This window comes from Pseudomonas sp. MWU13-3659, assembly GCF_023757525.1.
GTDB lineage: Bacteria > Pseudomonadota > Gammaproteobacteria > Pseudomonadales > Pseudomonadaceae > Aquipseudomonas > Aquipseudomonas entomophila_E.
The window spans coordinates 113,587-135,199 of sequence record NZ_JAMSHW010000014.1; the positions used below are offsets into that span (position 1 = coordinate 113,587).

Below are 21,613 nucleotides of genomic sequence, written 5' to 3' on the forward strand. Positions count from 1 at the left end.
ACCCCATGAATACACCTGATTTCCCCAAGGCCTTCCGGCTGGAAATGGCCCTGCAGCGCCTGCTCGGCCAACGCCAACGCCACTACCGCAGTGACGAGGGCCAGCTGTCCCTGGCTGTATCCCAGGCCCCCGACGACCTGGACCTGGCGCTGCTGGTCGACTGGCACGGCATTCCCGCCCGCCTGCTGTGCCGCCGCCAGCGCCTGGCGCAGTGGCTGTCCCCGCAACTGCAGGAGGCCGACCTGGCCAGCCTGCCGGCGACCTTGCAGCTGTCGCTGGTGCAACGCGAGGCGAAGAAAGTCCCCGGGCTGCTGTGCAAGGGCATCGCGCCCCTCGACGAGCCGGCGCCGGCGCCCTACCTGCAACTGACCCTGCACAGCGCCGGCGAGCAATTGCCCTGCTGGGTCGATGGCGACACCCAGCGCCTGCTCGAGCACCTGCCCGCCCGGCCGCTGCACGAGCGCCTGAAGCTCCCGCTGCAACTTTCGCTGCAGTGGCGCCCGCTGCAACTGGACCTGGCCACGCTGCGCACGCTGGTCGCCGGCGACGTGCTGTTGCTGGCGCCCGGCGCGACCGGCGCGCCACACCTGCAAGGCATGCTCGCCGGCCGCCCCTGGGCCGACCTGCTGCTCGACGACAACCAACTGGAAATCACCCACATGCACGACACCACCTACGAACACACCGACGACGCCAACGACGACGCCGAGCTGGGCAGCCTGGAACAACTGCCCGTGCAGATCTGCTTCGAAGTCGGCCGGCAGACACTCGACCTGCACACCCTGTCGACCCTGCAACCGGGTTCGCTGATCGACCTGGACAGCCCGCTCGACGCCCAGGTGCGCATCCTCGCCAACCAGCGCCAGATCGGCAGCGGCCTGCTGGTGCAGATCGAAGACCGCCTGGGTGTGCGCGTGACCCGCCTGCTGCAGGATGGCCCGGCATGATCAAGCTGCCTGACGAACTCGACCTGATCGTCTGCCTGGCGCTGCTCGCGCTGGTGCCGTTCATCGCGGTCATGACCACCTCGTTCCTGAAGATGACCGTGGTCTTCTCGCTGCTGCGCAACGCCCTCGGCGTCCAGCAGATTCCGCCCAACATGGCCATGTACGGCCTGGCGATCATCCTCAGCATCTATGTCATGGCGCCCACCGGCATGGCCACTTACGAGTACCTGCAGCAGCACCAGCCGACCCTCAGCGACAGCCAGTCGGTGGCGCAGTTCCTCGACCAGGGCCTGCAACCGTTTCGCGACTTCCTCAAGTCGCAGGTCGACGACCGCGAACGCGCTTTCTTCCTCGACAGCACGCGTCAGCTCTGGCCCAAGCGCTATGCCGACCAGGTCGACGCCGACAGCCTGCTGATCCTGCTGCCGGCGTTCACCGTCAGCGAGCTGACCCGCGCCTTCGAGATCGGCTTCCTGATCTACCTGCCCTTCATCGCCATCGACCTGATCATTTCCAACATCCTGCTGGCCATGGGCATGATGATGGTGTCGCCGGTGACCATCTCGCTGCCGTTCAAGCTGCTGCTGTTCGTGTTGCTCGATGGCTGGGGCCGCCTCACCCATGGCCTGGTGCTGAGCTACGGAGGCTGAGATGAACAACGCCGACGTGCTGCATTTCGCCTCCCAGTCGCTGTGGCTGGTGCTGATCCTGTCGATGCCCACGGTGCTCATGGCCGCGGCGGTGGGCACCCTGGTGTCGCTGGTCCAGGCATTGACGCAGATCCAGGAGCAGACCCTGGGCTTCGTCGCCAAGCTGGTCGCGGTGATCATCACCCTGTTCGTCACCGCCGGCTGGATGGGCAACGAACTGTACAGCTATGCCGACCTCATCCTGAACAAGGTGCCGTTGGTACGATGAACATCCATGACTTCGAACAGACCATGCTGGCCTACACCTTGATCCTGCCGCGCCTGTTCGCCTGCTTCATCGTGCTGCCGATCCTCGGCAAACAGGTGCTGGGCGGCACCCTGGTGCGCAACGGGGTGGCCTGCTCCCTGGCGCTGTTCATCTACCCATGCGTGGCCGACACCCTGCCCTCGGGCATCGAAGGGCTCGAACTGGCCGTGCTGATCGGCAAGGAAATCCTGATCGGTGTGCTGGTGGGCTTCGTGGTGAGCATTCCGTTCTGGGCCATCGAGGCCACCGGTTTCATCATCGACAACCAGCGCGGTGCGTCGATGGCCTCCACCCTCAACCCGCTGCTGGCCAGCCAGACCAGCCCCACGGGAGTGTTGCTGACACAGACGCTGATCACCCTGTTCTTCTCCGGCGGCGCGTTCCTGGCGATGCTCGGCGCCCTGTTCACCAGCTATGCCAACTGGCCGATCGCCACGTTCTACCCCCATGTCGGCAGCCAGTGGGCCGGGTTCTTCCTTGGCCAGTTCACCCATATGCTGGCGCTGTGCCTGGTGTTCGCCGCGCCGCTGCTGGTGGCGATGTTCCTGGCCGAGTTCGGCCTGGCGTTGGTCAGCCGCTTCGCCCCGTCGCTGAACGTGTTCATCCTCTCCATGCCGATCAAGAGCCTGGTCTCGAGCCTGATCCTGGTGCCATACCTGTACCTGCTGATGAACATGGCCCACGACAGCGTGCTGCTGGCGCTGGACCCGGTGCGCCTTCTCGGCCCGGTGCTGGAGCAACCATGAGCGCGGAAAAGACCGAACAACCCACACCCAAGAAACTGCGCGATGCCCGCAAGAAAGGCCAGGTGGCCAAGAGCAAGGAGGTGGTGTCCACCGCGCTGATCCTCAGCCTGGTGGCAGTGATCGGCGGGTTTTCCGACTACTTCCTCAGGCACCTCGGCGCGCTGATGCTGCTGCCCGAGTCGGTCACCCACCTGCCGTTCCGCCAGGCCATGGACCTGCTGCTCGAGCAGATGCTGCACGAGCTGCTGTGGCTGACCCTGCCGTTCCTGGTGACCGCGGTCGTGGCCGTGGTGCTCAGCCACCTGGTGCAGATCGGCTTCCTGTTCAGCGGCGAGTCGATCAAGCTGGACATCAAGAAGATCAACCCTGTGGAAGGGGCCAAGAAGATCTTCTCGGTCAAGAACCTGCTCGAGTTTCTCAAGTCGATGATCAAGGTGGCGCTGCTGGCCACGCTGGTGGTCGCCCTGCTCAGCGCCAACCTGCGCAACCTGTTGCAGATGCCGACCTGTGGCCTGGGCTGCATCCTGCCGATGCTCGGGGTGATGCTCAAGCACCTGATGCTGGTGTGCGCCATTGGTTTCATCGTGATCTCGGTGGCCGACTATGGCCTGGAGCGCTGGCAGCACCGCAAGCAATTGCGCATGAGCAAGGATGAGGTCAAGCGCGAGCACAAGGAAATGGAAGGCTCGCCGGAAATCAAGCACGAGCGCCGCAGGTTCCACCGCGAACTGCAGAGCGGCTCGATGCGCGAGGACGTCAAGCGCTCCTCGGTGATCGTCACCAACCCCACCCATATCGCCGTGGGCCTGCGCTACCAGCCGGGGGAAACGCCGTTGCCGTTGGTCACGCTGATGTACACCGAGGAACAGGCGCTGATGATCCGCAAGATCGCAGCCGAAGAGGGCGTGCCGGTGCTCGAGCGCGTGCCTTTGGCACGGGCGCTGTACGCCGACGGTTTGGTGGACCAGTACATTCCCGGCGAGCTGATCCAGCCAGTGGCGGAGGTCATTCGTTGGTTGCAGGCGCAGGGAAGCCCCCAATGAACCAAGGCTGCGACCGGCGCACCCCCGCCTGAGGCCATGCCCGGCGTTGCACGCCGGGCATGGTGTCGACGGTCGCCGCGACCGTCGGCGTCAATCGTCCTGAAGCGGCACGCTGAAACGCTCGCCAAGCACCGTGCGAAGTTTCTGGATGTCCTTCTGGCCTGGGCACATAAGCCCGATCACATCGCGAATCGGGTGATCGGTCAGCTCCAGGTCATGGACCGATCCCCCTTCCTTCAGCGCCACTGGGCCGAGCTTGTTCAAAGGTTTCAAGGCGTCGAGGGGCTCGAACGCTAGCAGAAACATCGCACAGTGCCTGTCATCCATACTGAAAAAAATCGGCAACTGTTCCATAAAACGTTTTGAACTTTTCACTATCGCAGACGCTCGACACTTGCAGCTGTGCACGTGCGCTCGACAACCACATTGCGCCTTGATTCATTTCCCAGGAAGCCCGGTGGTGCTTGGTTTTTTTACGCTTGGCGCACTTGCAACCACGGTGGCGGAGACCTCTTCCTGCCGCGACTGACGTGCGCGGATTTGCTGGATATCCTTCAGCCTGTCGCCCAGGAAAGGCTCCAGCGAAACAGCGTTCGAATAGCGGGGCGCCATAGGCAACAGCTCGACGATGGCGTCGAAGGTCCGGCCACTGATCTTGAAGTTTCGTGGTTCAGGCCACTCCCTCAAGCGCACCTCGTAAGGGTGATCGGCCTGGCTATCTGCGCAGTTGACCAATGTGTGGTACAGCGCCGCTCGCAACTCCATCAACTGACACCCGGTAAAACCATTCAGGTCCAGACATTCCAGGCAAGACGCCGTTTCGAAGCGCATGTAATCGGTGTGTAACATGTCGAGCCTTGCCTGCGCCAGTTCGCTCCGGGGCGAGGGACACTGCGTAGCCTCCTTCAACTGAAGCACTGCCGACGCAGGGATAGCGATCGCCTGTTGCGAACTGATCGGAAAGGTGAAACAGACCCGCCCGTCAATCGATTCGAGCTTGATAGCCTGAAACTCATCAGCCCGGAACCGATCGAGCAATCGCATGATGGCCCCCTCCAGCTCAAGCAGGCTTTGCGCCGAGTGATCCGGCAAGGCGGCCAGGACGCTTACCATGAGCATGTCGCGAATGAATGGCTGCTGATCAGCATGGCGCTGCATGAGGGTGATCACATTCTGACAGTCGCGTTGAGTGGCGGCCTGTTTGACATGCCTTTGCAACGCCTCGATGGCCTGGGCTTCACCGTCGGGTCGCGCCTGCTTGTAACACTCGAGCGCGCGACCAAACGGATCGGGGGATGCCATTGAAGTCGGATAGGCAGCAGGTACACTGCGGGTGGATTGAAGCGATACAGGCATGGAAATGCACTCTGTGACAAGGAGTCGTTACCCTGCCTGCGGCTCAGCGTTTCGAATACCAATGGTTGTCGTTAAACATTGATTTATAGTCAGGGCCATCCCTCGCCTGCGGAAACAGCGGTACTTGCCGGGTTTGTCGCACTGTCCTGGTCCATCGCGATGCAGGCACCGTCGTGTACGACACTCACTACACGGGTGATCGCGGCTAACGTCGCTCCTACGCAGGGCACGCCCAATCGATCCCACTGGTTTGTCGTTCATGCCGGTTTCGCTGTCGCCTATAGGAGCGGCTTCAGCCGCGATGCAGCCACCATGGTGGTGCGGGACCTGCTTCGCCGGCCGGCTCCCAGGGTATTGTTGCGGGGCACTGGTTCGTCGCAGTGCGATGACGGCCCTTGGTCAATCTTGACGCAGGCCGGGGCTGTCAGCCAGCACGCCCACAAAAAGGCCCCGGCAGGCACCCGCCGAACGAACTCGCGAATGCCTGCCGAGACCTTCAGGCGCAAGCGCCCACCAGGCACGGCCTCTTGCACCAGTGGGCGAGGTACCAGCCCGTTACTGGGTGGTTTCAGCCAATTTTTCCTTCCACTCGCGCATGGCCTGGAGCAGGCCGGAGCGATCAGGGTGGTTCGACTGGTAATGCTCGGACAAGTGCTGCACGGCCTCTTTGAGCTGGTCAACATCGGTCAGGCTCATCAATGTCGTGAACGACGTGCTCAACAGCGCCTTGTTCGCGGGGGACTGAGCGGATTTCAACAAGGAAGGAAGGACGACGGTACGCGCAATGAGCCTGGCGGTATCACGGACCTGAACTTCTTTCTCCATCTTCAACGCACCAAGCATTACCTCAGACTTCTGCCCCGTCGCAGTCGACTGATTCTTCAGCCAAGCCAACCGCCCCCCGCCCTGCAGCAATTGCTTGGCCAGCCACGCGCGGCGTGCAGCACATCCGTCCACCACGGCATCCAGATCGAACGTACCCGACGCTTCGCCCCGCGTCGCGCCGTCCAGCTTTTCCAATAGCGCCTTCGCCTTGTCCCGGAAATCCTTGATGCCCTGTGCGATATCGGGAGCCGATTCATACACCTCTTCGAACAGGCCATCGTCCAGGGCCAAGAGCGTCTCGTCGATCGTGGCATATTGGAACACTTCCCGCTCACACGCATGATTGTCCACATGCCGCTCGACTGCCTTTTGCAACTGGGCTTGCATGAAGTTCCTCAGCACCTCCGGCTTGTCGAAGTTCAGCGTGCCACTGATCGCGCCAGCGAAGTGATCGAAAGGGGTCTTTGTAATCATTTCCACTTTATACCGGCTCAGCGACTTGAGCTGTTCCTGCAAGAAGATCCACTGTGCAGTGATAGGTACGCCACTGAAGCTATCCAGTGGGCCAAGTCGCTGTTGGTCGAGGGCCGGCTGGCGGAAGTTCTCCTGTTGGAACCTCAGGATCAGCGGCTCGCTGGCCCAGGGGCACGCCGGGTCCTGGGGCTGCAGATACTGCTCCGGCACCGGGATGTTGCACATCAGGCCACCGTCCTGGAACTGGGTGACCTGATTGTCGTATAGCAAGGGCACCCTCTTGAACAATGCGGGAAACGCGCCCGAGATATGCGCCGCCAATGCAATGTTCATGTCGGGGAAGTTTTCATTGTCGAACATCACCAGCTTCGGCCCATCCTTGAGCATGGCCGTACCGGTCACGCTCAGTGTCTTCACGCTCTTCACCACGCGACTGACCACAGCCAGGTCATTGAACGTCACATACGCGCCCGCTTGGGACAACCGCTTGTACACCTCGCCCACACCTGGTTTGTCCCGTGCGCCTGGGCACTCCTCGATCCGCTTGAGCAACGCATTCTTTGCCTCTTTCTCGAGCGTTTCCTGTAGCCCATGTGCGTTGCTCTGCAAATGCGTGAGCAGTCTTACGAACTGCTTGATCGACTTGGGAGCCAGTTCCGGCAGCACCTTTTGCAGGTAACGTTTTACCTTGCTCTTGCTGTCCAACAGCGACATGAGGTCCATGCTGCCCATGAGCGTCGAGAACGCCTCTGACGTCATCCCCGAAGCGACCAGCACGCCAGTGATTGCGCCTGCCGACGCACCATGGACCCGCTCGATGCCCTCCAGGGTGCCTTTGTCTTGCAAGGCTTTGAGCATTCCGGGATAGATATCGCCCTTTGCCCCACCGCCACTGCACACCAGATCCAAGATGGGAGCACGATCGAGAGTCAACTCGAGACTACCATCCGCCAACTGGTACACGCAGATCCGGCGCGCCCCGACGCCATTCACTAGCAATTTTCTCTGCATCTCGGGCTGTGGGGCCGGGGTGACCGGTGAAGTATCGGACTTGCCGCTGGACTGGACCCAGTTCAACGTGCCTGGCTCGTTATCTACATGAACGTCAGATTGATTGTCGCGATTGAGGGGTTCAATACTGAAAGGTGCAGGGCAGTGCCTGATCTGTGCTGTCATTGGTAACTCCTACTGAATGGAAAATGCCTCGACGTCAGGCGAACGCTGAAACCGGGCCAATGTCCCTGTGCGGGACAACGGGTTGCAGTTGGGGCTGGAGGAACGCCTGGTGCTCGCACAACATCGCCAACTGCTGGTCGTAGTGCTCGAAGTCCGCGCCGGCATCCACCAACGTGGTGTACAGGACGAGCGAGCCAGCCTGGTCGACGGTCACCCGTATCGTTCCTTGAGGGCTGTTGATGCCCAGCAGCAGCAGCAATGTGCCCAAGGGCAAATCCCCCCGCAGTCGCCCCAGCTCGAAAGCCAGCACCCAGTCATCGCCTTGGCGTTCCACATGCAGTTCGGGGTAGCCGGGCAGCAATTTGCGATAGACGTCATGCCCTCTGTATAGACGACAAGACTGCCATCGAGACAGCCATTCTTTGATCATGATTTTTCTCCTGGAATACAGCCCTGTCGCCTTCCGGCGGGTCCCGTTCTTCGGGGGCCAACGGCTGGAAGTGTCGGGTATTGAACAGGCTGGGCGCAGGTAGCCACTATCCGAGGCCGTCGCACTTTTTTAGATGCTGTAGCGGGGAACACGTCGGTGACGCGCCGAACCAGGCAGCAGCGGCCTTGGCGGCGAACACCGGCGAAGCCGCTGCCATCCATCGCGCCGCCGGCTTCGCGGCTGAAGCCGCTCCTACAGATGACGCGCGGGCGATTGCAAGCCAGGGGCAGGGCTAGATGACGATGCCGCGCAGCAGCAGGGGGCGGCTTGGTCGCGTGCCCCCGGTGAACAGGCCGTCGTCGGCGCTTTGCATGCGCTTGACCTGGTTCAGCAACTCCTGCTCGGCTTGGCGGTTGAGGCTGGGCTCACCGTGCTGGAAGAGCGTTCGCGAGACATGCGGGTCAGGCACCTGCAAGCGTGCCCAGAGCGCCTCGAGCAATTGGTCGCGCTCGATATCGTCACGGATGGCCTGCTCGGCCCTGGCCAGGATATCTTCGTCCGAAGGCCGCGGCTTGCTCATGCCGGGCCCTGCGCCGCGGTGAAGTAGCGGCTGTTGATGGGCATCAACTGCTGCGGCGTCTTGCCCTGGCGCAGCTTGCCGGCGAGCAGTTCGGGTTGTGGCCGGGCATCCACCAACTGCACATCCACCCCCTGGCCGTGGGCGCATTCGACTTCTGCGGCCGCCACCTGCCCACCGCCGAACACCCACACCTCGCCGCGGCCCGACTGCGCGGGGTAAGGCGTGTAGGAGTAGGCGCCGGTGGCGTCGCGCACTTCCCAGGTGCCGCCGGGGTCAGGCACGACCACCAGCGCGTCGGCGCAGGCCGGCGACAGGGACTGCGGGCATTCACGGCGCACCTGCTCGGAGACGACTCCGACACACAGCACTTCGCGGTAGAGGGGGTCGTTCGCGACCACCTCGTAGAGCATGCCGATGCCTTCGGTGGTGCCGCCGATGATCATCGCCACGCCCTCCTGGCCGTGGTCGCGCAAGGCCGCATCCAGCACCTGCCGGGCACGCGCGCAGACGTGGCCGGGGTGCTCGTACCCCAGGCCGGAGAAACCGATGAACACCACGGCGTGGCGCTGCCCAAGCAGCGCGTCGATCTGCGCGGTGACCTCGTCGGCGGGCATCGGTGACGGTTGTGGATGGGCCGTCAGCCGTCGTTCGCGAACCACGGCGGTGGCGCCGTGGTCGTCGGTCGGTGCCGGTGCCGGTGCCGGTACATGCAACGCATTGATCGGGTTCATCCTGCCCTCCTCGATACGGGCTGCGCCGCCGGGCGAACGCCCGAGCGCCCCGACGCATCCCCCTCTTCGCCAGCGCGCTCCCGCGCCTTGCCCCGGGCAACCGCCTCGCGTTGCTCCAGCATCTGCCGCAACAGTGAAAATGCCACGCCCATCCTGACTCTCCCGCCTCATGAATAAAGACATCCATCGTGGCGCAGCGGGCTTGTTGCTTACGATCAATCACAGTCCGGAAATTGTCGATTTTCGTCGGTCGATCGACAACCCGGTCGGAAAACGTGCCTCACCTGTTTTCGCCTTGCCTGATCGCCGCCCGGCGGCTTTGCGTACACGCCCTGACGATCAACTCAAACGGGTATCCATTGCTGTGCAGGCTTATTACGATCAGCGGCATCGTTAAGGGCATCCAGGCAATCCGACGCACTCGCGAAGCGATAGAAGAATTGGACGGTGCAAGGCGAACAGTCGGTGATCTTGCCCTCCTTGTTCAACGTCACGGTAAAGTCGCTGCTCGCGTAGCTGACGCTCGGATCAAGGGCTCGCGCATGCCCAAAATAGCCAGGTTTGTCGCGGGTTTGTGAAAACCTGATAGTCGCCCCGCTCTCTGTTGCCACAACCTCATAGTTAATTAAAAAGCTACCGACAGGCACCCCGAAGATCGGGCCATTTGGACCCGTCGTGCCCTTATTGATCACTGCCGTCCCGGGCCCCATGCAGCTCTGGTTGAGCATCCTGAACACTGCTTTGTGTAGGGCCTCGTCCGGCAGGTATTCACGTATGCTGCTCTTCACATGGTCAATGTATTGATTTTTCGCTTCTTCCAGGTCGAGCGTACCCTTCGGGCCTTCGTAGCGGAAAAATCCCCCCCCGAGCGTCACCTTAGCGCGTGGCAGATCAACATCCGTTAGCGTCTCCCACTTGTCCTGGTACTCGGGCCCCTGTTGACACTCCATTAATTCTATAAATTCCTTACCAAAACTTTCTACACACTCTTTCCGTTCAAACTCGCAGTGGAGATCATGCTCCCACAAGACGATCCCCTGCACCTCCATCGACAAGTGATATGTGCTTTTATCCTCGTTTGGGTGAACGATAAAAATATCCTTGCCATCCTCTCCAATTAACGCCTTCAGGTCAAAGAAGGCATTTATCCTCTCGAGTTGGGACCAGTCATGAACCATCTTACGCAGATGCGCCTCGGCTGTCTCGACCTTAGTTTTGCTGGACAAATCGATGTTGCCACCCGACAGTAATTCGAGCCAACTCTTCAAGGATGGGTCCTGCTGCCATACCTCTTGACCGTCCACCTGCAATGACAACCAAAGCTCGCCACTTATCGGGTGCTTGCCAGAGCTGAATTGATGCTGGCAACCCTCTCCGGCCAATCCCTGCAGGGCGAAGAAGGCCTGCGTCCTGGCCCGCTCGGAATCACCGTGGATCATCCTGTCCAGATACACCCTGGCCTGCCCCGCAAGCGTCGGGCAAAACCAATTGACGATGCGGTTCCACAGCGCGTCGAGCCGCCCCTGGGAACTTACCCGGTCGAAGTCCATTCGGCTAACGGAGTAGTGGCTGCTTACACTGTGCGCAGAAGATTCAATAGTCACCTGTGTTTTCCTTTGTCGAATGGAACAATCGACGGTTTCACCGCCACGGGCACCGAACGACCATCGCTAAAAGGCTTGCTGCTTCAAGGATTCATCAGCCACCGCCACGGCACCGGCTACACCCGCCGCAAGCCCCTGAAGATAAGCCTCGTGGTTGCTGAAGCAATATTGGGCATCACGTATGAGAGGCGAGCACTTGATGATCTTGCCATCCTGGCTCACATGAACGGAAAACGTGGCATGTGTGAAACTTTCAGAAGCGACGGTGTCGGCGACTCCATTGACGTTCGGCAGATAGCAGTGCGGAATGTTTTCCACATCGATACTGAAGGTCAAGACCGCATCCTCGCCTACTTTGTTGACAGCGTATTGGGTCGTCAACGAATGAGTGGGGGTCGTCATGATCGCCCCATGCTCACCGTGCATCGTTGTTTCGGCAAACATTTTACTGGCGGGCACGAGGCTCGACTGATTCAACAGCATGACCACCTGTTCATACTGCGAGCCGGACCCAAACAGATTTTCGAGGCGCGCCTCTATCGTCGTGCAGTGTTCACCGCCATCGCCAGTACAGGCGAACCGATCACCTTGGATATCCAAGGTACTCCGCACCCAGTCTTTATGAGATTGGCCCCGTATGTCGCTGAACTTTTTGCTCCCGAGGTATTCATCCGTTTCCTTGATAAACTCGCCCGCAAAATCTAGCGCCTCCTGCTTCACCCCTACCACACAGTTGAAGTCAAGCGTCCACACGGCGTCTCCTTCGATCTTTATTGACAACCTCCCCATGCCATCGCACTCGCCCCTGCCAATGACGAAGTTATCCCGCCACCCTTCCCCTACCATGTCCCGCCGATAGAAGAAGGCGTTGAACTTGTCTCGCTCCGACTCACTGTGAAAGAGCGTGTATAACTGCAATTTGGCCTCGCTCGCGGTTGTCTGGCAGAACCAGTGAGCGATGCAGTCCCACAAATGGCCCAACACATTACGATGACTCGCTTTTTCGATGCTATCCAGAGGCGAACTTTGGGCATTGCTCGGGCCTGAAAGGAAAGCTGGAATAGACATGTCGTTACCTCTTTTGAATGAAGAACCCGGCGACAGCTTTACCTAACCATTGCAGCATGACTATCACTGGAAGGCTTACCGTTCCAAGGATTCGTCAGCCACCTCCACGGCCCTGTGCTCCTCGTGGCGCCTTTGCAGCAACGCCGTCTCCAGCGCCGCCAATTGCCCATCGACGCTGGCATCGATGATGCCGATCTCGGTCTCGAGGATGCAGCCGCCCTGGTCGAGCCGCGCATCGGCCACCACCTCGATGTAACCGACCTCGGGGAACTCCTTGAGCACGCCGTAGATGCGCTCGCGCACTTCGGCCACCTGCTCGGGCTGCACGTGCAGGATCACGTTCTTCTGGTTGCTCACCAACGACAGCGCCTCGCGGGTGGCGGCCAGGGTCAGGTCGCTGCTGGGGTACTCGCCCAGCACCTTGCGCACCGCCTGCAGCACCACTTCGCTCATGCGCTGGTCGACCTTGCGGTAATACTCGTCGCAGCGCAGGCGGGTCTCCTGGATCAGCGTGGCCTGCTCGGTGCCGGCCTGCTCCATGCCAGCTTCCCAGCCCAGCTGGCGGTGCTGCTCATGCACGCCCTCGGCCTGGGCCTCGATGTCCCGGGCGCGCTGGCGCGCGGCGTCGATCAGCTCGCGGGCGCTGAGGTAGGCTTCATAGTCGTTGCCACGCAGCACGAGCTGGTCCGGGTCCAGGGTCATCTGGCTGGCTTTCACTTCAATAAATGGAAACATGCAGGGCTTCTCTCCCTGGCCACTTTCAAGCACAACGTGCGGGCCAGTTTCAATTGTTCATCGTTCATCGACCACGCCGGCGGCGCTGGCGCGCTCGCCAGGCGCAGGGCCAGGCGGCGGGCGAAGCCTGCGGCGACGTCGCCGCAGGCAGCGAGCCAGAAGGCCAGCCCGCAGCCCAGCAGGTACCCCTCCAGTTCCCCGGGTGGCAACTCGCGCTGCCAGCCGGCTGGCCACTGGCCGATAATCAGCCGCCATTTCTCCAGGCAAAAACGATGGCCGTCCTCGCCCAGGGCACGCAGCACCCGCTCCAGGCTGGCCTGGTCCACCAGGCGCTGGATGGCCTGGCCATGCAGCAACCCGCCCAACGCCCCCAGCGTGGCCTCCAGCGCCGGCTGCTCGAACAGGCCGAGGCCGCCCATCTGCGCCGGGCTGTCGAAGCCCTCGCGCAACTCCAGCTCACCCAGCAGCCAGCCGTTGATGGTGCTGTCCTGGCGCCAGTGCGGCAACGCGTGGACCACCTGGCGCAGGGCCGCGGGCAAGTGCTCGGCATGCAGGTAGCGGGCAGGGCAATAGCGGAACTGGAAGAACGTCAACGGCAACTCCATGCTCACCTCCGCTGCCGCGACCAGAGGAACTGGGCCAGGTTGCTCAGCACCAGCAGCCCCAGCAACAGGCCGATGATCCCCAGCAGGCGCGGGCGCGACGCTTCGGCCACCTGGATCGACAGCAGCGTGTCGTAGCGCGTTGCCGGCAGCACCTGGCGGACCTCCGTCGAGGGCACCATGACCACGCTGATGCGGTCGTAGGCCAGCCCTTCGATGCTGTTGCTGAGCAACTGCTTCATCTGCGGGATGTACATCTCCAGCGGCGCGTCGGCGGCATGCTTGATGAAGATCGACGCCGAGGCCGGTGTCATCGTGGTGCGCAGGCTGTTGCGCGCCTCAGGCAGCACCACGTGCACCCTGGCCACCAGCACGCCGTCGATTTCCGACAGGGTGCGCGACAGTTCCTGCGACTTGACGTACGTCAGCCGCGCCTGCTCCTCCAATGGCGAGGAAATCAGGCTGTCCTTGGGGAACACGTCGTTGAGCGTGGAAAACGCTTCCCGCGGGTAGCCCTTGCGCTTGAGCGCCAGCACCGAACGGCCGATGTCCGACTCGGCCACCAGGATCTTCACCTTGCCATCCTTGTCCTGCTCCTTGACCGCCGAGATGCCTTCGGCGTCGAGCACCGCCAGCATTTCGTTGGCATCCCGCTGGCTGAGCCCCAGGTACAGCTCGACCTTGCAGCCGCCCAGGCACAGGACCAGCATGATCAGCGACAATCGCCATAATTTCTTCACAGGTCACCTATTGCGCTTTCATCAATGTTTCGATGTTCTGCGTGGTCCGCCCCACGGTCTTGGCGATCAGCTCCTCCTGGAGGTTGATGCGCGTCAGCGCCCACTGCAGCTGCATCAGTGTGGCCGGATCATCGGCGCCCTTGGCCAGGGCAGCCGTGATCGACTGCTTGGCCTCGGTAAACTGCTCCTTGATCTGGCCGACCTGGCGCAGCAGGCTCGTATCTTGCTCATGGACCGGCATCGGCGGACGCAGGAAGCGCTCGAACTCGCCCACCAGGTGCTGATCGGCGACGGGCGTGTTGAGCGACTCCAGACTTGCCTCGATGACCTCTTCAGCCGGGGCAATGCGACTCATGATTCGATCTCCAATTTGAACTTGTTGGTCAACAGGATCTGAACCATGCCATCGAGGGTGATCAAGCGCCCCAGCTCGATACGGATCAGATCGCGCAGATGCGCGTCTTCCTGCACGCCGTTGCTCTGCTGCCACACCGCTTGCAGGGCAGTTTTCTGGGCGCGATAACCCGGCACGCGCTCATGCATGAAGTCGCGAAACGCCTGGCGGTCGGCGCCGGGGTGCGCGAACCGCTCACGCAGCTCCCGGGTGAGCGACACCACGTCCACGGGTTCGACAGGCTGCACAGCAACCGCCTGCTCGAACGCGCTCACCGCGCCCGAGTCGGCATTGCGTCGCCCTACCGCCGGGCCGACCCGCGCCAGCGGGTCGGCCCCCTTCGTCGGCACCGGGTTCATTGCACGGTTCCCAGGCACATGCCGCGGGCGAATGCCACCAAGCCGGGGTCGTCGCTGAGCAGCATGCTGTCCAGGCGCCGATCCAGCGCGGCCATGCAACCGAGCCGACGCTCGCACAGCGCCAGCCACGGGCCCAGCGAAGGCCAGGGGGCCTTGTTGCCCTCGGCCAGGGCCTCGTCGCAACGCCCCAGGCCCATCAGGCTGCTGATACGGAGCATGGCGGCTGCCTCCTGGGTGGCCGGCTCCAGGGCCAACCAGCGGGCGATCAGCAACGCCTCGTCGTTGCAGTTGTGCTCGACGCCCAGCATGCCTACGCGCGCCAGCAGGTTTTCCAGGGTCATGTCCATGCTCATACCTTCTGCAGGATGGCGCTCATGACGCCCTTGAACGCTTGGGTGACTGTCGCGTTGATGTTGTAGACCACGGTCCATTTGTTGATCCGGTGCTGCAGGTCCGCCAGCTTCGAGGGGTCGTCGCCGCCGGCTTTCAAGGCATCGATCGCATCGCGGACGTTCTTGTTGGCGGTTTTGGCCTGGTCGACAAGGGTTTCAGCAACCTTGTCCATGGTGTTTACAGCTGAGCTGTCGACGAACGAGATTTCTGCCATTTCAGTAGCCTTCCATTGTGTCAAGAATAAGCATGGCCGCCGTCAGGGCCAGCCGTTTGGTTTGCAGTTTGGTGAATGCGTGGGGCGCCATCAGGGTCATCATCTCCCGGTCGCACCCCTTGAGCGCCTGTTCCAACGTGCCGCGTATCTGTTTGCGGTCCGCCAGCTCCTGGGTTTCTTGCCACAGCTCATCCATCATCGGACGGGCCCTCCTTCAAATTGATCCGATACTGTTGACCACCTTTGCTCAAGGTGATGGTTTGTGCGCTGATCGCCTGGATACGGATGCCCGAAGGCGTCACCCCTCCCACCGGATAGCGCTGGTTGTCGGTCAGCGTCACGTACGGCACACGGCCGACCGACACCGAGCGAATGGCGAAATCGAGCTTCGGCGCCGCCGGCGCCCGGCTCTGCTCGACCAGCTTCAGCGTGGGGCCGTTGCCGAACGCTTCGAGGAACTGGCGCTGCACCTCCAGGTAGCCACGCTGCTGGCGCTCGTCCAGCGTCCCCTGCAACACCAGGGTGTCGCCTTCGGCCCGCACCGCCAGCACATTGCCCAGCCCCTGCTCGTCGAGCAGCTTGCGCAGGCGCTCCTGCGGCACCACCTTGGCTTGCGCCTGCAGCTCGACACCCAGCAGCCCTGGCACATCGGCCTTGAGCAATGGCTCGAGCTGGCTCCAGCGCTCGGCGGGCTCGACTTCCTCGCCCACCAGGCGCAACCAACCCAGGCGCGGCCCATCGACGCTGTGCAACTGCGCATAGCCCAGGCGCCGCAGGATGAAATCGACGTCGTTGCGCAGGTCTTCCATGGTCCGCACCTCCAGGCGAAACACTGCGCCGCTGCCCTCGAGGTACTGCTGTACCTTCAGCCGCTGGTCGTTGCGCTGCAGGTAGCCGCCGACCACCAGGCCGGCGCCGTCGTCGGTGGCCGTCACCTGCAGCTCCGGCAGTTGCTGCGCCTGGAGAAACGCCTGCAGCAGCTTCTGCGGGCTTTCGACCACGCCTTCGCCCTGGCCGGCGGTCCACGGAATGAGCAGCCAGGCCAGCATCGCGACGATCGCCAGCAGGCCCGCAGCGATGCCCAGCCACGCCTTGAGGGGTGTCTGGCGCCGGGCGCCGGCCGCGTCGGCTGGCGCGGCATGCTCCGGCAACTGCTCGGGAAACAGCGCCTGCTCCGCACAGAATGCCCACAACAGCGGCCCGCAGCGTTGCGCGACAGCGGCCTGCAGGGCAGCGCCGGCCTCCACCGCCACGCCGCCCTGCAACGGCGGTTCGGCGCCGGTCCACTCGACCAGCCGTACCCCCTCGGCCTCGACCATCAGCACCAGGTGCACATCGCCGATACCAGGGTCCACCAGCACCAGGTCGGCCTGGGCCGGGTCGGCACCGATGACCACCCGGCCCTCGTCCAGGCGCGCCTCGGCACCTTTGTTCAAACCACTGTAGAAGCGAATCTTCCAGGCCATTTCAGCGGCTCTCTTTGCCGGCCACGCGCTCGTTCACTCGCCAGCCCTTTGCCCCCGCGGCGGTCGCGCAGGCACTCAACGAGCCCTCCTTGCCGGCCTGGCGCAGCATCCGCTGCACTTCCTGGGCCTGCGCCAGGGGCTGGCACTGGGCGGCGTTGAGCAGGCTGCCCAGCGACGGGCTCTTGTTGGACAGCTCGTCAACACCGAGCAGCCCGTCCATGTAGCCCTGGCGCCCGGTGATCGCGATGTCGTGACCCACGCCACGGTCGATCAGCCGCGGCTCGATCAGGAACAGCCGCACCGAACGACGCGAGCTGTTGGACTGGAAGCGGAACAGCGCCCCCAGGTAGGGAATGTCGCCCAGCAACGGCACCTTGCGCAGGCTCTCGTTGAGCTCGTCGCGGTAGATGCCACCGATCAGCAGGCTCTGGCCCAGGCTGACCCTGGCCAGGGTATCGACCACCGTGCGGTTGATCGTGGGGATACCGTCGGGCCCGGAACTGTTGGGTTTCTGGTTGCCGTCCTCGATATGCAGGCTCAGGCTGATCTCCGGCGTGTCGCCGCTCTGGATCACCCGCGGGGTCATCTTGAGCATGGTGCCGTAGGTGATCGCCTTGAGTTCCGCCACCCGCTCACCCATGACCTTGACGTAATAGGTTTCGCTGTGGTCGATCACCGCCAGGGTGTTTTCCTGGGTCAGCAGGGTCGGCCGCGAGGCCACCTGCGCGCGCCCTTCGCTTTGCAGCAGGGTCACCTTGGCCAGCAGGCTGTTCAGCCCGCGCTGGTCGACCAGGCTGCCGATGGCCTTGCTGTCCGACGCCCCGCCGGTGGTGCGGATATCGATCAGGCGGTTCTTGCCCAGGCCGATGCCGACCTGCCAGTCCACCCCCAGCTCCGCCAGGTTCTCGGCGTTGATGTCGACGATCGACAGCCCCACCTCGATGCGTGCCGAAGGCCGGTCCAGGGCGGCGATCAGGCGCTTGTACATCGGCATGCGCTCGGCGCTGTCACGCACGATGATGGCGTTGAGCGACGGCTCGGCCTGGACCACCGCGCGCCCCGTGAACGGCGGGCGCCCGGCCGGCTGGGCCTGGCCCTCCACGGCCACCACGTTGGCGTCGGAGAGCACCCGCGACAGGATCGTGGCCACCCCGGGCACCGCGACCTTCTGGTCGCGATAGTCGATCTGCCGGTCTTCGGCCACCGCGTACTTGAGCGGAATCACCTCGACGCTCAGGTTGCTGCCGGTGTCGTCGTTCAGCACGCTCTGCTGCTCGAGGGCCTGGGCGGTCTGCTCGACCATGTCCAGGTAGCGGGGCGGGCCGGAGACGTACACCAGCTGCCCTCCGGCACCGGCCTTCCAGGAGAACCGTGGCTCCCAGCCACCGCCGTCCTGCAGGGCGGCGCGCAGCTGCGGCTCGCGCACCTGGTTCAGGCGCACCAGGCGTGTCTGGATCTCGGTGGACTTGAACACGTACAGCACCGCGCCATCGTAGTACCAGGTGAGGTTGTACAGAGCGCTGACCAGCTTGAGGAATGACTCAGGATCCTGCAGGTCGAAGGAGCTGCCCACCTGGTCATTGACCTTGTCGCTGACCACCACGGAGCTCTGGTAGTTGGCGCCGAAATTGATCAGCACATCGCGCAGGCTTTCGCCTTGGGCCACATAGTGAAAAGGCTCGCGCGGCCAGTCCAGCGGCTCGCCGTGGGCCAGCGAACAGGCCACCAGGCCCAGCAGGCCGGCCGTCAGGGATTTCAAGGAAGCCATACGGCGGAACTCCACTTCGGTCTGGAAACCGCTTGCAACGGGAACGATCCCAATGCCTCGAGAATGCCCACCTGGGCACCCAGGGTGCGCTCGAGCAGCCCCAGGTCGCGCCAGCGCATGTCCAGGCGTGCTTCGAGCACCAGCCGCCCCTGCGGGTCGAGTGCCAGTGCCTGCGGGCAATTGCGCGCCCAGGCGGTGGCCATGCGCAACGCCTGGCGCACCGCCTCGAGGTCAAGCTCGCCATTGGCCTGGCTCATTGCCTCGAGCGTGCTGCGCACCACCATCTGGGTGCCCAGCGGCTCCAGGCGCAACGCATGCCCATCGATGCACAGGTCGTAGCCGCCCGCGGCATCGACGATGAATGACTCCATGCTCAGTCGCTCGGCCAGTTGCCTGACAAGTGTTTTCATACCTACCTCTCGAATGTCGAATGACGTGCCGGCGAAAACCTTTCGGCAACACGTTGCCCCGCGAGGGGGCCAGGCCCCATCGAGTGCTGAAATCTATTGATTGAGTGCTTGCGGCGCTTACTTGCGTGCTTCGCTGGGCGTGCAGCCGAAGTGGCGACGGTAGCTCTGGCTGAAATAGGACTGGCTGGAAAAGCCGCTTTCCATGGCGACGTCGACAATGCTCATGCTGGTGTTCATCAACAGGTTGTGTGCATGCAGGACCCTGCGTTCGCTGATCCAGGCCCTGGGCGAGCTGTTGTAGCACGCGAAGAACATGGCCTTGAACGCGGTCAGGCCGAGGCCGAAGGCCTTGGCGTATTCATCCAGCCGCCACTCCTTGAGGAAGTTGTGCTCCATGAAGGTGTAGAGGCGGTCGACATGGCGATTGCCTTGCAGGCGCAGGGCGCCCAGCAAGGCGTCACCCATCGGGCTGAAGATGAGCAGCATCAGCAGCTCTTCCAGGCGCAACAGGCTGAGGGAGACCGGCAGCTGGCCGGTTTGCGCGCCCAGCAGGCGCTGCACGCACTCGGTCACCGATTTCTGCGCCTGGAACTGCAGCAGGTTCATGCCAAGCTCGACGTGCCGCGCGCTGCGGGCCAGGTCGTTGCCATGCCGGCGGATGAATTCCTGGACAAAAAGCGGCTCCAGCGGCAGCCACGCCAGCTGGCAGTCTTCCCAATTCGCGGTCACCAGGTAGGTGCCGCGCTTGACGAAGAGCAATTCACCCGCCTGCAGACGCAAGGCATGTGTTTTTTCGCGTATACTCACCGCCCCTTTGAGGACCACGTAGATCCCTTCCTGGCCATGCGAAGTGAATTGCGACTCGGAAACAAACAGCTGATGCCGCCGCACATCAAGATGACTAACTGACTTAGCCTCCTGCATACAACTAGCCCTCTCTACAAGGAAGTCCTTTTCAAACCTAGGCGCTCTACTTCCTGTAGGACCAATGGGCACACCAGCTGAGTGTTCAAGCCTGCCACCCCTTGTGGGGCCTGGCGGACCTTCAAGCTTCCTGGGCACTTCGCATTGCTGCGGAAAACCCAAACCACTTGTTACTGCCGATGTAAAAGATGTGCCTAGGCTATGTCGCGGACTTACCTTCGAACGAAGGATTTATCCCGGCAAAATGAAAAGATTTTCCCAAAGAGCTGTAAGAATTTTCGACACCCCCTCCCCCCGCATTCTGAATATCAAGTCGCCCCCCTCGTTCTTGTAGGAATTTTCATACACGAACGAAGGAATTTCCCTTCTTCAGTACCTGAGCGCCACTGTCAGAATAGGCCTTTACCCTTGCGCCGAGCGGCTTGCACGCACGCCCAACCTACAAAGGCCCATGCTCGGCCTGGACGACGGCAAGCACCCACGGCGCAAGGCGACCACCATCAAAGGTATGCCGTTGGCCAAGCCCACCCCTACCGCCAAGGAGATCGACCCGATGCTAAAAGCGATGATCGTGGATGACCATCCCTTCGTCCGCTCAGCCGTGAAAGAAGTACTCAAGCAGGAAAGTTTCGATGTCGTCGCGCAAGCGGACAACGGCGCCGACGCCGTCCAACTGGCCAGGACCCATGCACCCGACCTGATCATCCTGGACATTTCACTACCCGGCTTCGATGGCCTGGAAGTCATGGCGCGAATGCGCAACTTCGCCCTGAACACCAAGGTGATCGTGCTGACCTCGTTCTCGGCCGACCTTTACTGCCGCCGCTGCATGAACCAGGGCGCCTCGGGTTTCGTGAACAAACAGAGCGACCTGGGCGAACTCAACAGTGCCATCAAGGCGGTCAAGGCCGGGTATGCCTACTTCCCCGACTTCAGCAGCAGTTCGGTGCACAAGGATGACCACTGCGACGACCACCAACTGATCGAGCGGTTGTCCGATCGTGAATTGAACATCCTGCAACTGCTGGCGCGTGGCGCCAACAACAAGACGATCAGCCAGGACTTGCACCTGAGTTGCAAGACCGTGAGCACCTACAAGATGCGCCTGATCGAAAAACTCAATGTCTCATCGCTGGTGGCGCTGGCGGACTTCGCCCGGCGCAACGAACTGATCTGACCCGGATGCCAGCCCACCCACGCCGCGTGCGCTGGCATTCACCTGCGCGATCATCTCCATGCCGGCCTCGACACTCAGGTTGCCGTTCATGAACATCTGCAGCGCCTTCATCCGCGACCGCCCAGGCGATGCCGACCCAGGCTCGATGCCCTCGTAGATGAGGGCATGGCGGATCTGCGGGTTGCGCTGGCAGAAACGCCAGACATCGTCCTGCTCGCCGACATGTCGATTGACGATCAACATGTCGACGGGCAGCAGCATGCGTGCCGCCAGCAGGCAAAGCTCCCTGAACGACCCCAGCGGCGCAATCCGCCAGTAACCGAGGTGGTTCAGGCTTCGCTCGATTTCCAGCCGATTGCTGTGACATTCGTCGACGATGAAAATACGCGAATTTTTATCGCACCCTGTAGAAGCAATCATATTTACTGCCCAGACTAATTTACTTGACAGAAAATCTATCAGCGAACTCTACATGGGTATGTAGGAAACTTCTT

Annotated in this window: 27 protein-coding genes; 6 read left to right on the forward strand and 21 right to left on the reverse strand. The window is 62.2% G+C overall.

Annotated features, from left to right (window positions below):
• The first annotated feature begins 5 nt into the window (after window positions 1–5).
• The 5 genes from sctQ to sctU are packed head-to-tail and all read left to right on the forward strand — an operon-like array spanning window position 6 to window position 3,693.
• Entirely contained in the window at window positions 6–947 is a 942-nt protein-coding gene (sctQ, locus tag NGM28_RS18060; RefSeq protein WP_252091001.1) for a type III secretion system cytoplasmic ring protein SctQ, read from the forward strand.
• A complete protein-coding gene (gene sctR, locus NGM28_RS18065) occupies window positions 944–1,597 on the forward strand; it encodes a type III secretion system export apparatus subunit SctR (protein ID WP_252091002.1) in 654 nt (217 codons plus the stop codon). The genes sctQ and sctR overlap by 4 nt, the downstream gene beginning before the upstream one ends.
• A 1-nt stretch (window position 1,598) precedes the next feature.
• A complete protein-coding gene (sctS, locus tag NGM28_RS18070) occupies window positions 1,599–1,865 on the forward strand; it encodes a type III secretion system export apparatus subunit SctS (RefSeq protein ID WP_252091003.1) in 267 nt (88 codons plus the stop codon).
• Window positions 1,862–2,650, forward strand: coding sequence for a type III secretion system export apparatus subunit SctT (gene sctT, locus NGM28_RS18075; protein WP_252091004.1), 789 nt, complete (start codon window positions 1,862–1,864; stop codon window positions 2,648–2,650). The genes sctS and sctT overlap by 4 nt, the downstream gene beginning before the upstream one ends.
• Window positions 2,647–3,693, forward strand: coding sequence for a type III secretion system export apparatus subunit SctU (gene sctU, locus NGM28_RS18080; RefSeq protein ID WP_252091005.1), 1,047 nt, complete (start codon window positions 2,647–2,649; stop codon window positions 3,691–3,693). The genes sctT and sctU overlap by 4 nt, the downstream gene beginning before the upstream one ends.
• A 90-nt stretch (window positions 3,694–3,783) precedes the next feature.
• Here the strand turns inward: sctU and NGM28_RS18085 are convergent, their stop codons facing one another.
• From NGM28_RS18085 to NGM28_RS18180, 20 genes are all read right to left on the reverse strand, one after another.
• Complete coding sequence (locus NGM28_RS18085; RefSeq protein WP_252091006.1) at window positions 3,784–4,047, reverse strand: hypothetical protein; 264 nt, start codon at window positions 4,045–4,047, stop codon at window positions 3,784–3,786.
• A gap of 84 nt (window positions 4,048–4,131) precedes the next feature.
• Window positions 4,132–5,049: a hypothetical protein gene (locus NGM28_RS18090; RefSeq protein ID WP_252091007.1), complete on the reverse strand. Its 918-nt coding sequence runs from the start codon at window positions 5,047–5,049 to the stop codon at window positions 4,132–4,134.
• Window positions 5,050–5,604: 555 nt separating this feature from the next.
• Entirely contained in the window at window positions 5,605–7,524 is a 1,920-nt protein-coding gene (locus NGM28_RS18095) for a patatin-like phospholipase family protein (RefSeq protein ID WP_252091008.1), read from the reverse strand.
• Window positions 7,525–7,558: 34 nt separating this feature from the next.
• Window positions 7,559–7,954, reverse strand: a complete 396-nt coding sequence (locus NGM28_RS18100; RefSeq protein WP_252091009.1) for a type III secretion system chaperone family protein — start codon at window positions 7,952–7,954, stop codon at window positions 7,559–7,561.
• Window positions 7,955–8,246: 292 nt separating this feature from the next.
• Complete coding sequence (locus NGM28_RS18105; RefSeq protein WP_252091010.1) at window positions 8,247–8,534, reverse strand: hypothetical protein; 288 nt, start codon at window positions 8,532–8,534, stop codon at window positions 8,247–8,249.
• The gene (locus NGM28_RS18110; RefSeq protein WP_252091011.1) at window positions 8,531–9,265 is read right to left on the reverse strand and encodes a hypothetical protein; all 735 of its coding nucleotides are present in this window, start codon (window positions 9,263–9,265) and stop codon (window positions 8,531–8,533) included. The genes NGM28_RS18105 and NGM28_RS18110 overlap by 4 nt, the downstream gene beginning before the upstream one ends.
• A 344-nt stretch (window positions 9,266–9,609) precedes the next feature.
• Window positions 9,610–10,869: a hypothetical protein gene (locus NGM28_RS18115; RefSeq protein ID WP_252091012.1), complete on the reverse strand. Its 1,260-nt coding sequence runs from the start codon at window positions 10,867–10,869 to the stop codon at window positions 9,610–9,612.
• A 66-nt stretch (window positions 10,870–10,935) separates the two neighbouring features.
• Window positions 10,936–11,937 carry a hypothetical protein gene (locus NGM28_RS18120; RefSeq protein WP_252091013.1) on the reverse strand — a complete coding sequence of 334 codons (1,002 nt, stop codon included), beginning with the start codon at window positions 11,935–11,937 and terminating at the stop codon, window positions 10,936–10,938.
• A 75-nt stretch (window positions 11,938–12,012) separates the two neighbouring features.
• Window positions 12,013–12,672, reverse strand: coding sequence for an HrpE/YscL family type III secretion apparatus protein (locus NGM28_RS18125; protein ID WP_252091014.1), 660 nt, complete (start codon window positions 12,670–12,672; stop codon window positions 12,013–12,015).
• A complete protein-coding gene (locus tag NGM28_RS18130; protein WP_286089021.1) occupies window positions 12,651–13,277 on the reverse strand; it encodes a SctK family type III secretion system sorting platform protein in 627 nt (208 codons plus the stop codon). Before NGM28_RS18130 ends, NGM28_RS18125 begins: the two co-directional genes overlap by 22 nt.
• Window positions 13,278–13,279: 2 nt before the next feature.
• Complete coding sequence (gene sctJ, locus NGM28_RS18135) at window positions 13,280–14,014, reverse strand: type III secretion system inner membrane ring lipoprotein SctJ (protein WP_353620524.1); 735 nt, start codon at window positions 14,012–14,014, stop codon at window positions 13,280–13,282.
• A gap of 7 nt (window positions 14,015–14,021) precedes the next feature.
• Window positions 14,022–14,369, reverse strand: coding sequence for a type III secretion system inner rod subunit SctI (sctI, locus tag NGM28_RS28700; RefSeq protein ID WP_286089022.1), 348 nt, complete (start codon window positions 14,367–14,369; stop codon window positions 14,022–14,024).
• Window positions 14,366–14,767 carry a YopR/YscH family type III secretion effector gene (locus tag NGM28_RS18145; protein WP_252091015.1) on the reverse strand — a complete coding sequence of 134 codons (402 nt, stop codon included), beginning with the start codon at window positions 14,765–14,767 and terminating at the stop codon, window positions 14,366–14,368. Before NGM28_RS18145 ends, sctI begins: the two co-directional genes overlap by 4 nt.
• Window positions 14,764–15,114, reverse strand: a complete 351-nt coding sequence (locus tag NGM28_RS18150; RefSeq protein WP_252091016.1) for a YscG family type III secretion system chaperone — start codon at window positions 15,112–15,114, stop codon at window positions 14,764–14,766. The genes NGM28_RS18145 and NGM28_RS18150 overlap by 4 nt, the downstream gene beginning before the upstream one ends.
• A gap of 2 nt (window positions 15,115–15,116) precedes the next feature.
• Window positions 15,117–15,374, reverse strand: coding sequence for a type III secretion system needle filament subunit SctF (gene sctF / locus NGM28_RS18155; protein ID WP_286089023.1), 258 nt, complete (start codon window positions 15,372–15,374; stop codon window positions 15,117–15,119).
• A gap of 1 nt (window position 15,375) precedes the next feature.
• Window positions 15,376–15,573: an EscE/YscE/SsaE family type III secretion system needle protein co-chaperone gene (locus NGM28_RS18160; protein ID WP_252091017.1), complete on the reverse strand. Its 198-nt coding sequence runs from the start codon at window positions 15,571–15,573 to the stop codon at window positions 15,376–15,378.
• Entirely contained in the window at window positions 15,563–16,840 is a 1,278-nt protein-coding gene (sctD, locus tag NGM28_RS18165; protein WP_252091018.1) for a type III secretion system inner membrane ring subunit SctD, read from the reverse strand. The genes NGM28_RS18160 and sctD overlap by 11 nt, the downstream gene beginning before the upstream one ends.
• 1 nt (window position 16,841) lies before the next feature.
• A complete protein-coding gene (gene sctC, locus NGM28_RS18170) occupies window positions 16,842–18,608 on the reverse strand; it encodes a type III secretion system outer membrane ring subunit SctC (protein WP_252091019.1) in 1,767 nt (588 codons plus the stop codon).
• The gene (locus NGM28_RS18175) at window positions 18,596–19,018 is read right to left on the reverse strand and encodes a YscB family type III secretion system chaperone (protein ID WP_252091020.1); all 423 of its coding nucleotides are present in this window, start codon (window positions 19,016–19,018) and stop codon (window positions 18,596–18,598) included. Before NGM28_RS18175 ends, sctC begins: the two co-directional genes overlap by 13 nt.
• 117 nt (window positions 19,019–19,135) lie before the next feature.
• Window positions 19,136–19,942, reverse strand: coding sequence for a helix-turn-helix transcriptional regulator (locus NGM28_RS18180; RefSeq protein WP_502943874.1), 807 nt, complete (start codon window positions 19,940–19,942; stop codon window positions 19,136–19,138).
• Between the two features lie 451 nt (window positions 19,943–20,393).
• Here NGM28_RS18180 and NGM28_RS18185 point away from each other — a divergent pair, with 451 nt between their 5' ends.
• A complete protein-coding gene (locus NGM28_RS18185) occupies window positions 20,394–21,119 on the forward strand; it encodes a response regulator (protein ID WP_353620525.1) in 726 nt (241 codons plus the stop codon).
• Here the strand turns inward: NGM28_RS18185 and NGM28_RS18190 are convergent.
• A complete protein-coding gene (locus NGM28_RS18190) occupies window positions 21,069–21,539 on the reverse strand; it encodes a hypothetical protein (RefSeq protein WP_252091022.1) in 471 nt (156 codons plus the stop codon). The genes NGM28_RS18185 and NGM28_RS18190 overlap by 51 nt on opposite strands.
• Window positions 21,540–21,613: the final 74 nt, after the last annotated feature.

Bases quoted from the DNA above. Each gene is read 5' to 3' on its own strand.
- sctQ (WP_252091001.1), top strand. From the start codon at position 6: ATGAATACACCTGATTTCCCCAAGGCCTTCCGGCTGGAAATGGCCCTG.
- sctR (WP_252091002.1), top strand. From the start codon at position 944: ATGATCAAGCTGCCTGACGAACTCGACCTGATCGTCTGCCTGGCGCTG.
- sctS (WP_252091003.1), top strand. From the start codon at position 1,599: ATGAACAACGCCGACGTGCTGCATTTCGCCTCCCAGTCGCTGTGGCTG.
- sctT (WP_252091004.1), top strand. From the start codon at position 1,862: ATGAACATCCATGACTTCGAACAGACCATGCTGGCCTACACCTTGATC.
- sctU (WP_252091005.1), top strand. From the start codon at position 2,647: ATGAGCGCGGAAAAGACCGAACAACCCACACCCAAGAAACTGCGCGAT.
- NGM28_RS18085 (WP_252091006.1), bottom strand. From the start codon at position 4,047: ATGGAACAGTTGCCGATTTTTTTCAGTATGGATGACAGGCACTGTGCG.
- NGM28_RS18090 (WP_252091007.1), bottom strand. From the start codon at position 5,049: ATGCCTGTATCGCTTCAATCCACCCGCAGTGTACCTGCTGCCTATCCG.
- NGM28_RS18095 (WP_252091008.1), bottom strand. From the start codon at position 7,524: ATGACAGCACAGATCAGGCACTGCCCTGCACCTTTCAGTATTGAACCC.
- NGM28_RS18100 (WP_252091009.1), bottom strand. From the start codon at position 7,954: ATGATCAAAGAATGGCTGTCTCGATGGCAGTCTTGTCGTCTATACAGA.
- NGM28_RS18105 (WP_252091010.1), bottom strand. From the start codon at position 8,534: ATGAGCAAGCCGCGGCCTTCGGACGAAGATATCCTGGCCAGGGCCGAG.
- NGM28_RS18110 (WP_252091011.1), bottom strand. From the start codon at position 9,265: ATGAACCCGATCAATGCGTTGCATGTACCGGCACCGGCACCGGCACCG.
- NGM28_RS18120 (WP_252091013.1), bottom strand. From the start codon at position 11,937: ATGTCTATTCCAGCTTTCCTTTCAGGCCCGAGCAATGCCCAAAGTTCG.
- NGM28_RS18125 (WP_252091014.1), bottom strand. From the start codon at position 12,672: ATGTTTCCATTTATTGAAGTGAAAGCCAGCCAGATGACCCTGGACCCG.
- NGM28_RS18130 (WP_286089021.1), bottom strand. From the start codon at position 13,277: ATGGAGTTGCCGTTGACGTTCTTCCAGTTCCGCTATTGCCCTGCCCGC.
- sctI (WP_286089022.1), bottom strand. From the start codon at position 14,369: ATGAGTCGCATTGCCCCGGCTGAAGAGGTCATCGAGGCAAGTCTGGAG.
- NGM28_RS18145 (WP_252091015.1), bottom strand. From the start codon at position 14,767: ATGAACCCGGTGCCGACGAAGGGGGCCGACCCGCTGGCGCGGGTCGGC.
- NGM28_RS18150 (WP_252091016.1), bottom strand. From the start codon at position 15,114: ATGGACATGACCCTGGAAAACCTGCTGGCGCGCGTAGGCATGCTGGGC.
- sctF (WP_286089023.1), bottom strand. From the start codon at position 15,374: ATGGCAGAAATCTCGTTCGTCGACAGCTCAGCTGTAAACACCATGGAC.
- NGM28_RS18160 (WP_252091017.1), bottom strand. From the start codon at position 15,573: ATGATGGATGAGCTGTGGCAAGAAACCCAGGAGCTGGCGGACCGCAAA.
- sctD (WP_252091018.1), bottom strand. From the start codon at position 16,840: ATGGCCTGGAAGATTCGCTTCTACAGTGGTTTGAACAAAGGTGCCGAG.
- sctC (WP_252091019.1), bottom strand. From the start codon at position 18,608: ATGGCTTCCTTGAAATCCCTGACGGCCGGCCTGCTGGGCCTGGTGGCC.
- NGM28_RS18175 (WP_252091020.1), bottom strand. From the start codon at position 19,018: ATGAAAACACTTGTCAGGCAACTGGCCGAGCGACTGAGCATGGAGTCA.
- NGM28_RS18180 (WP_502943874.1), bottom strand. From the start codon at position 19,942: ATGCAGGAGGCTAAGTCAGTTAGTCATCTTGATGTGCGGCGGCATCAG.
- NGM28_RS18185 (WP_353620525.1), top strand. From the start codon at position 20,394: ATGCTCGGCCTGGACGACGGCAAGCACCCACGGCGCAAGGCGACCACC.
- NGM28_RS18190 (WP_252091022.1), bottom strand. From the start codon at position 21,539: ATGATTGCTTCTACAGGGTGCGATAAAAATTCGCGTATTTTCATCGTC.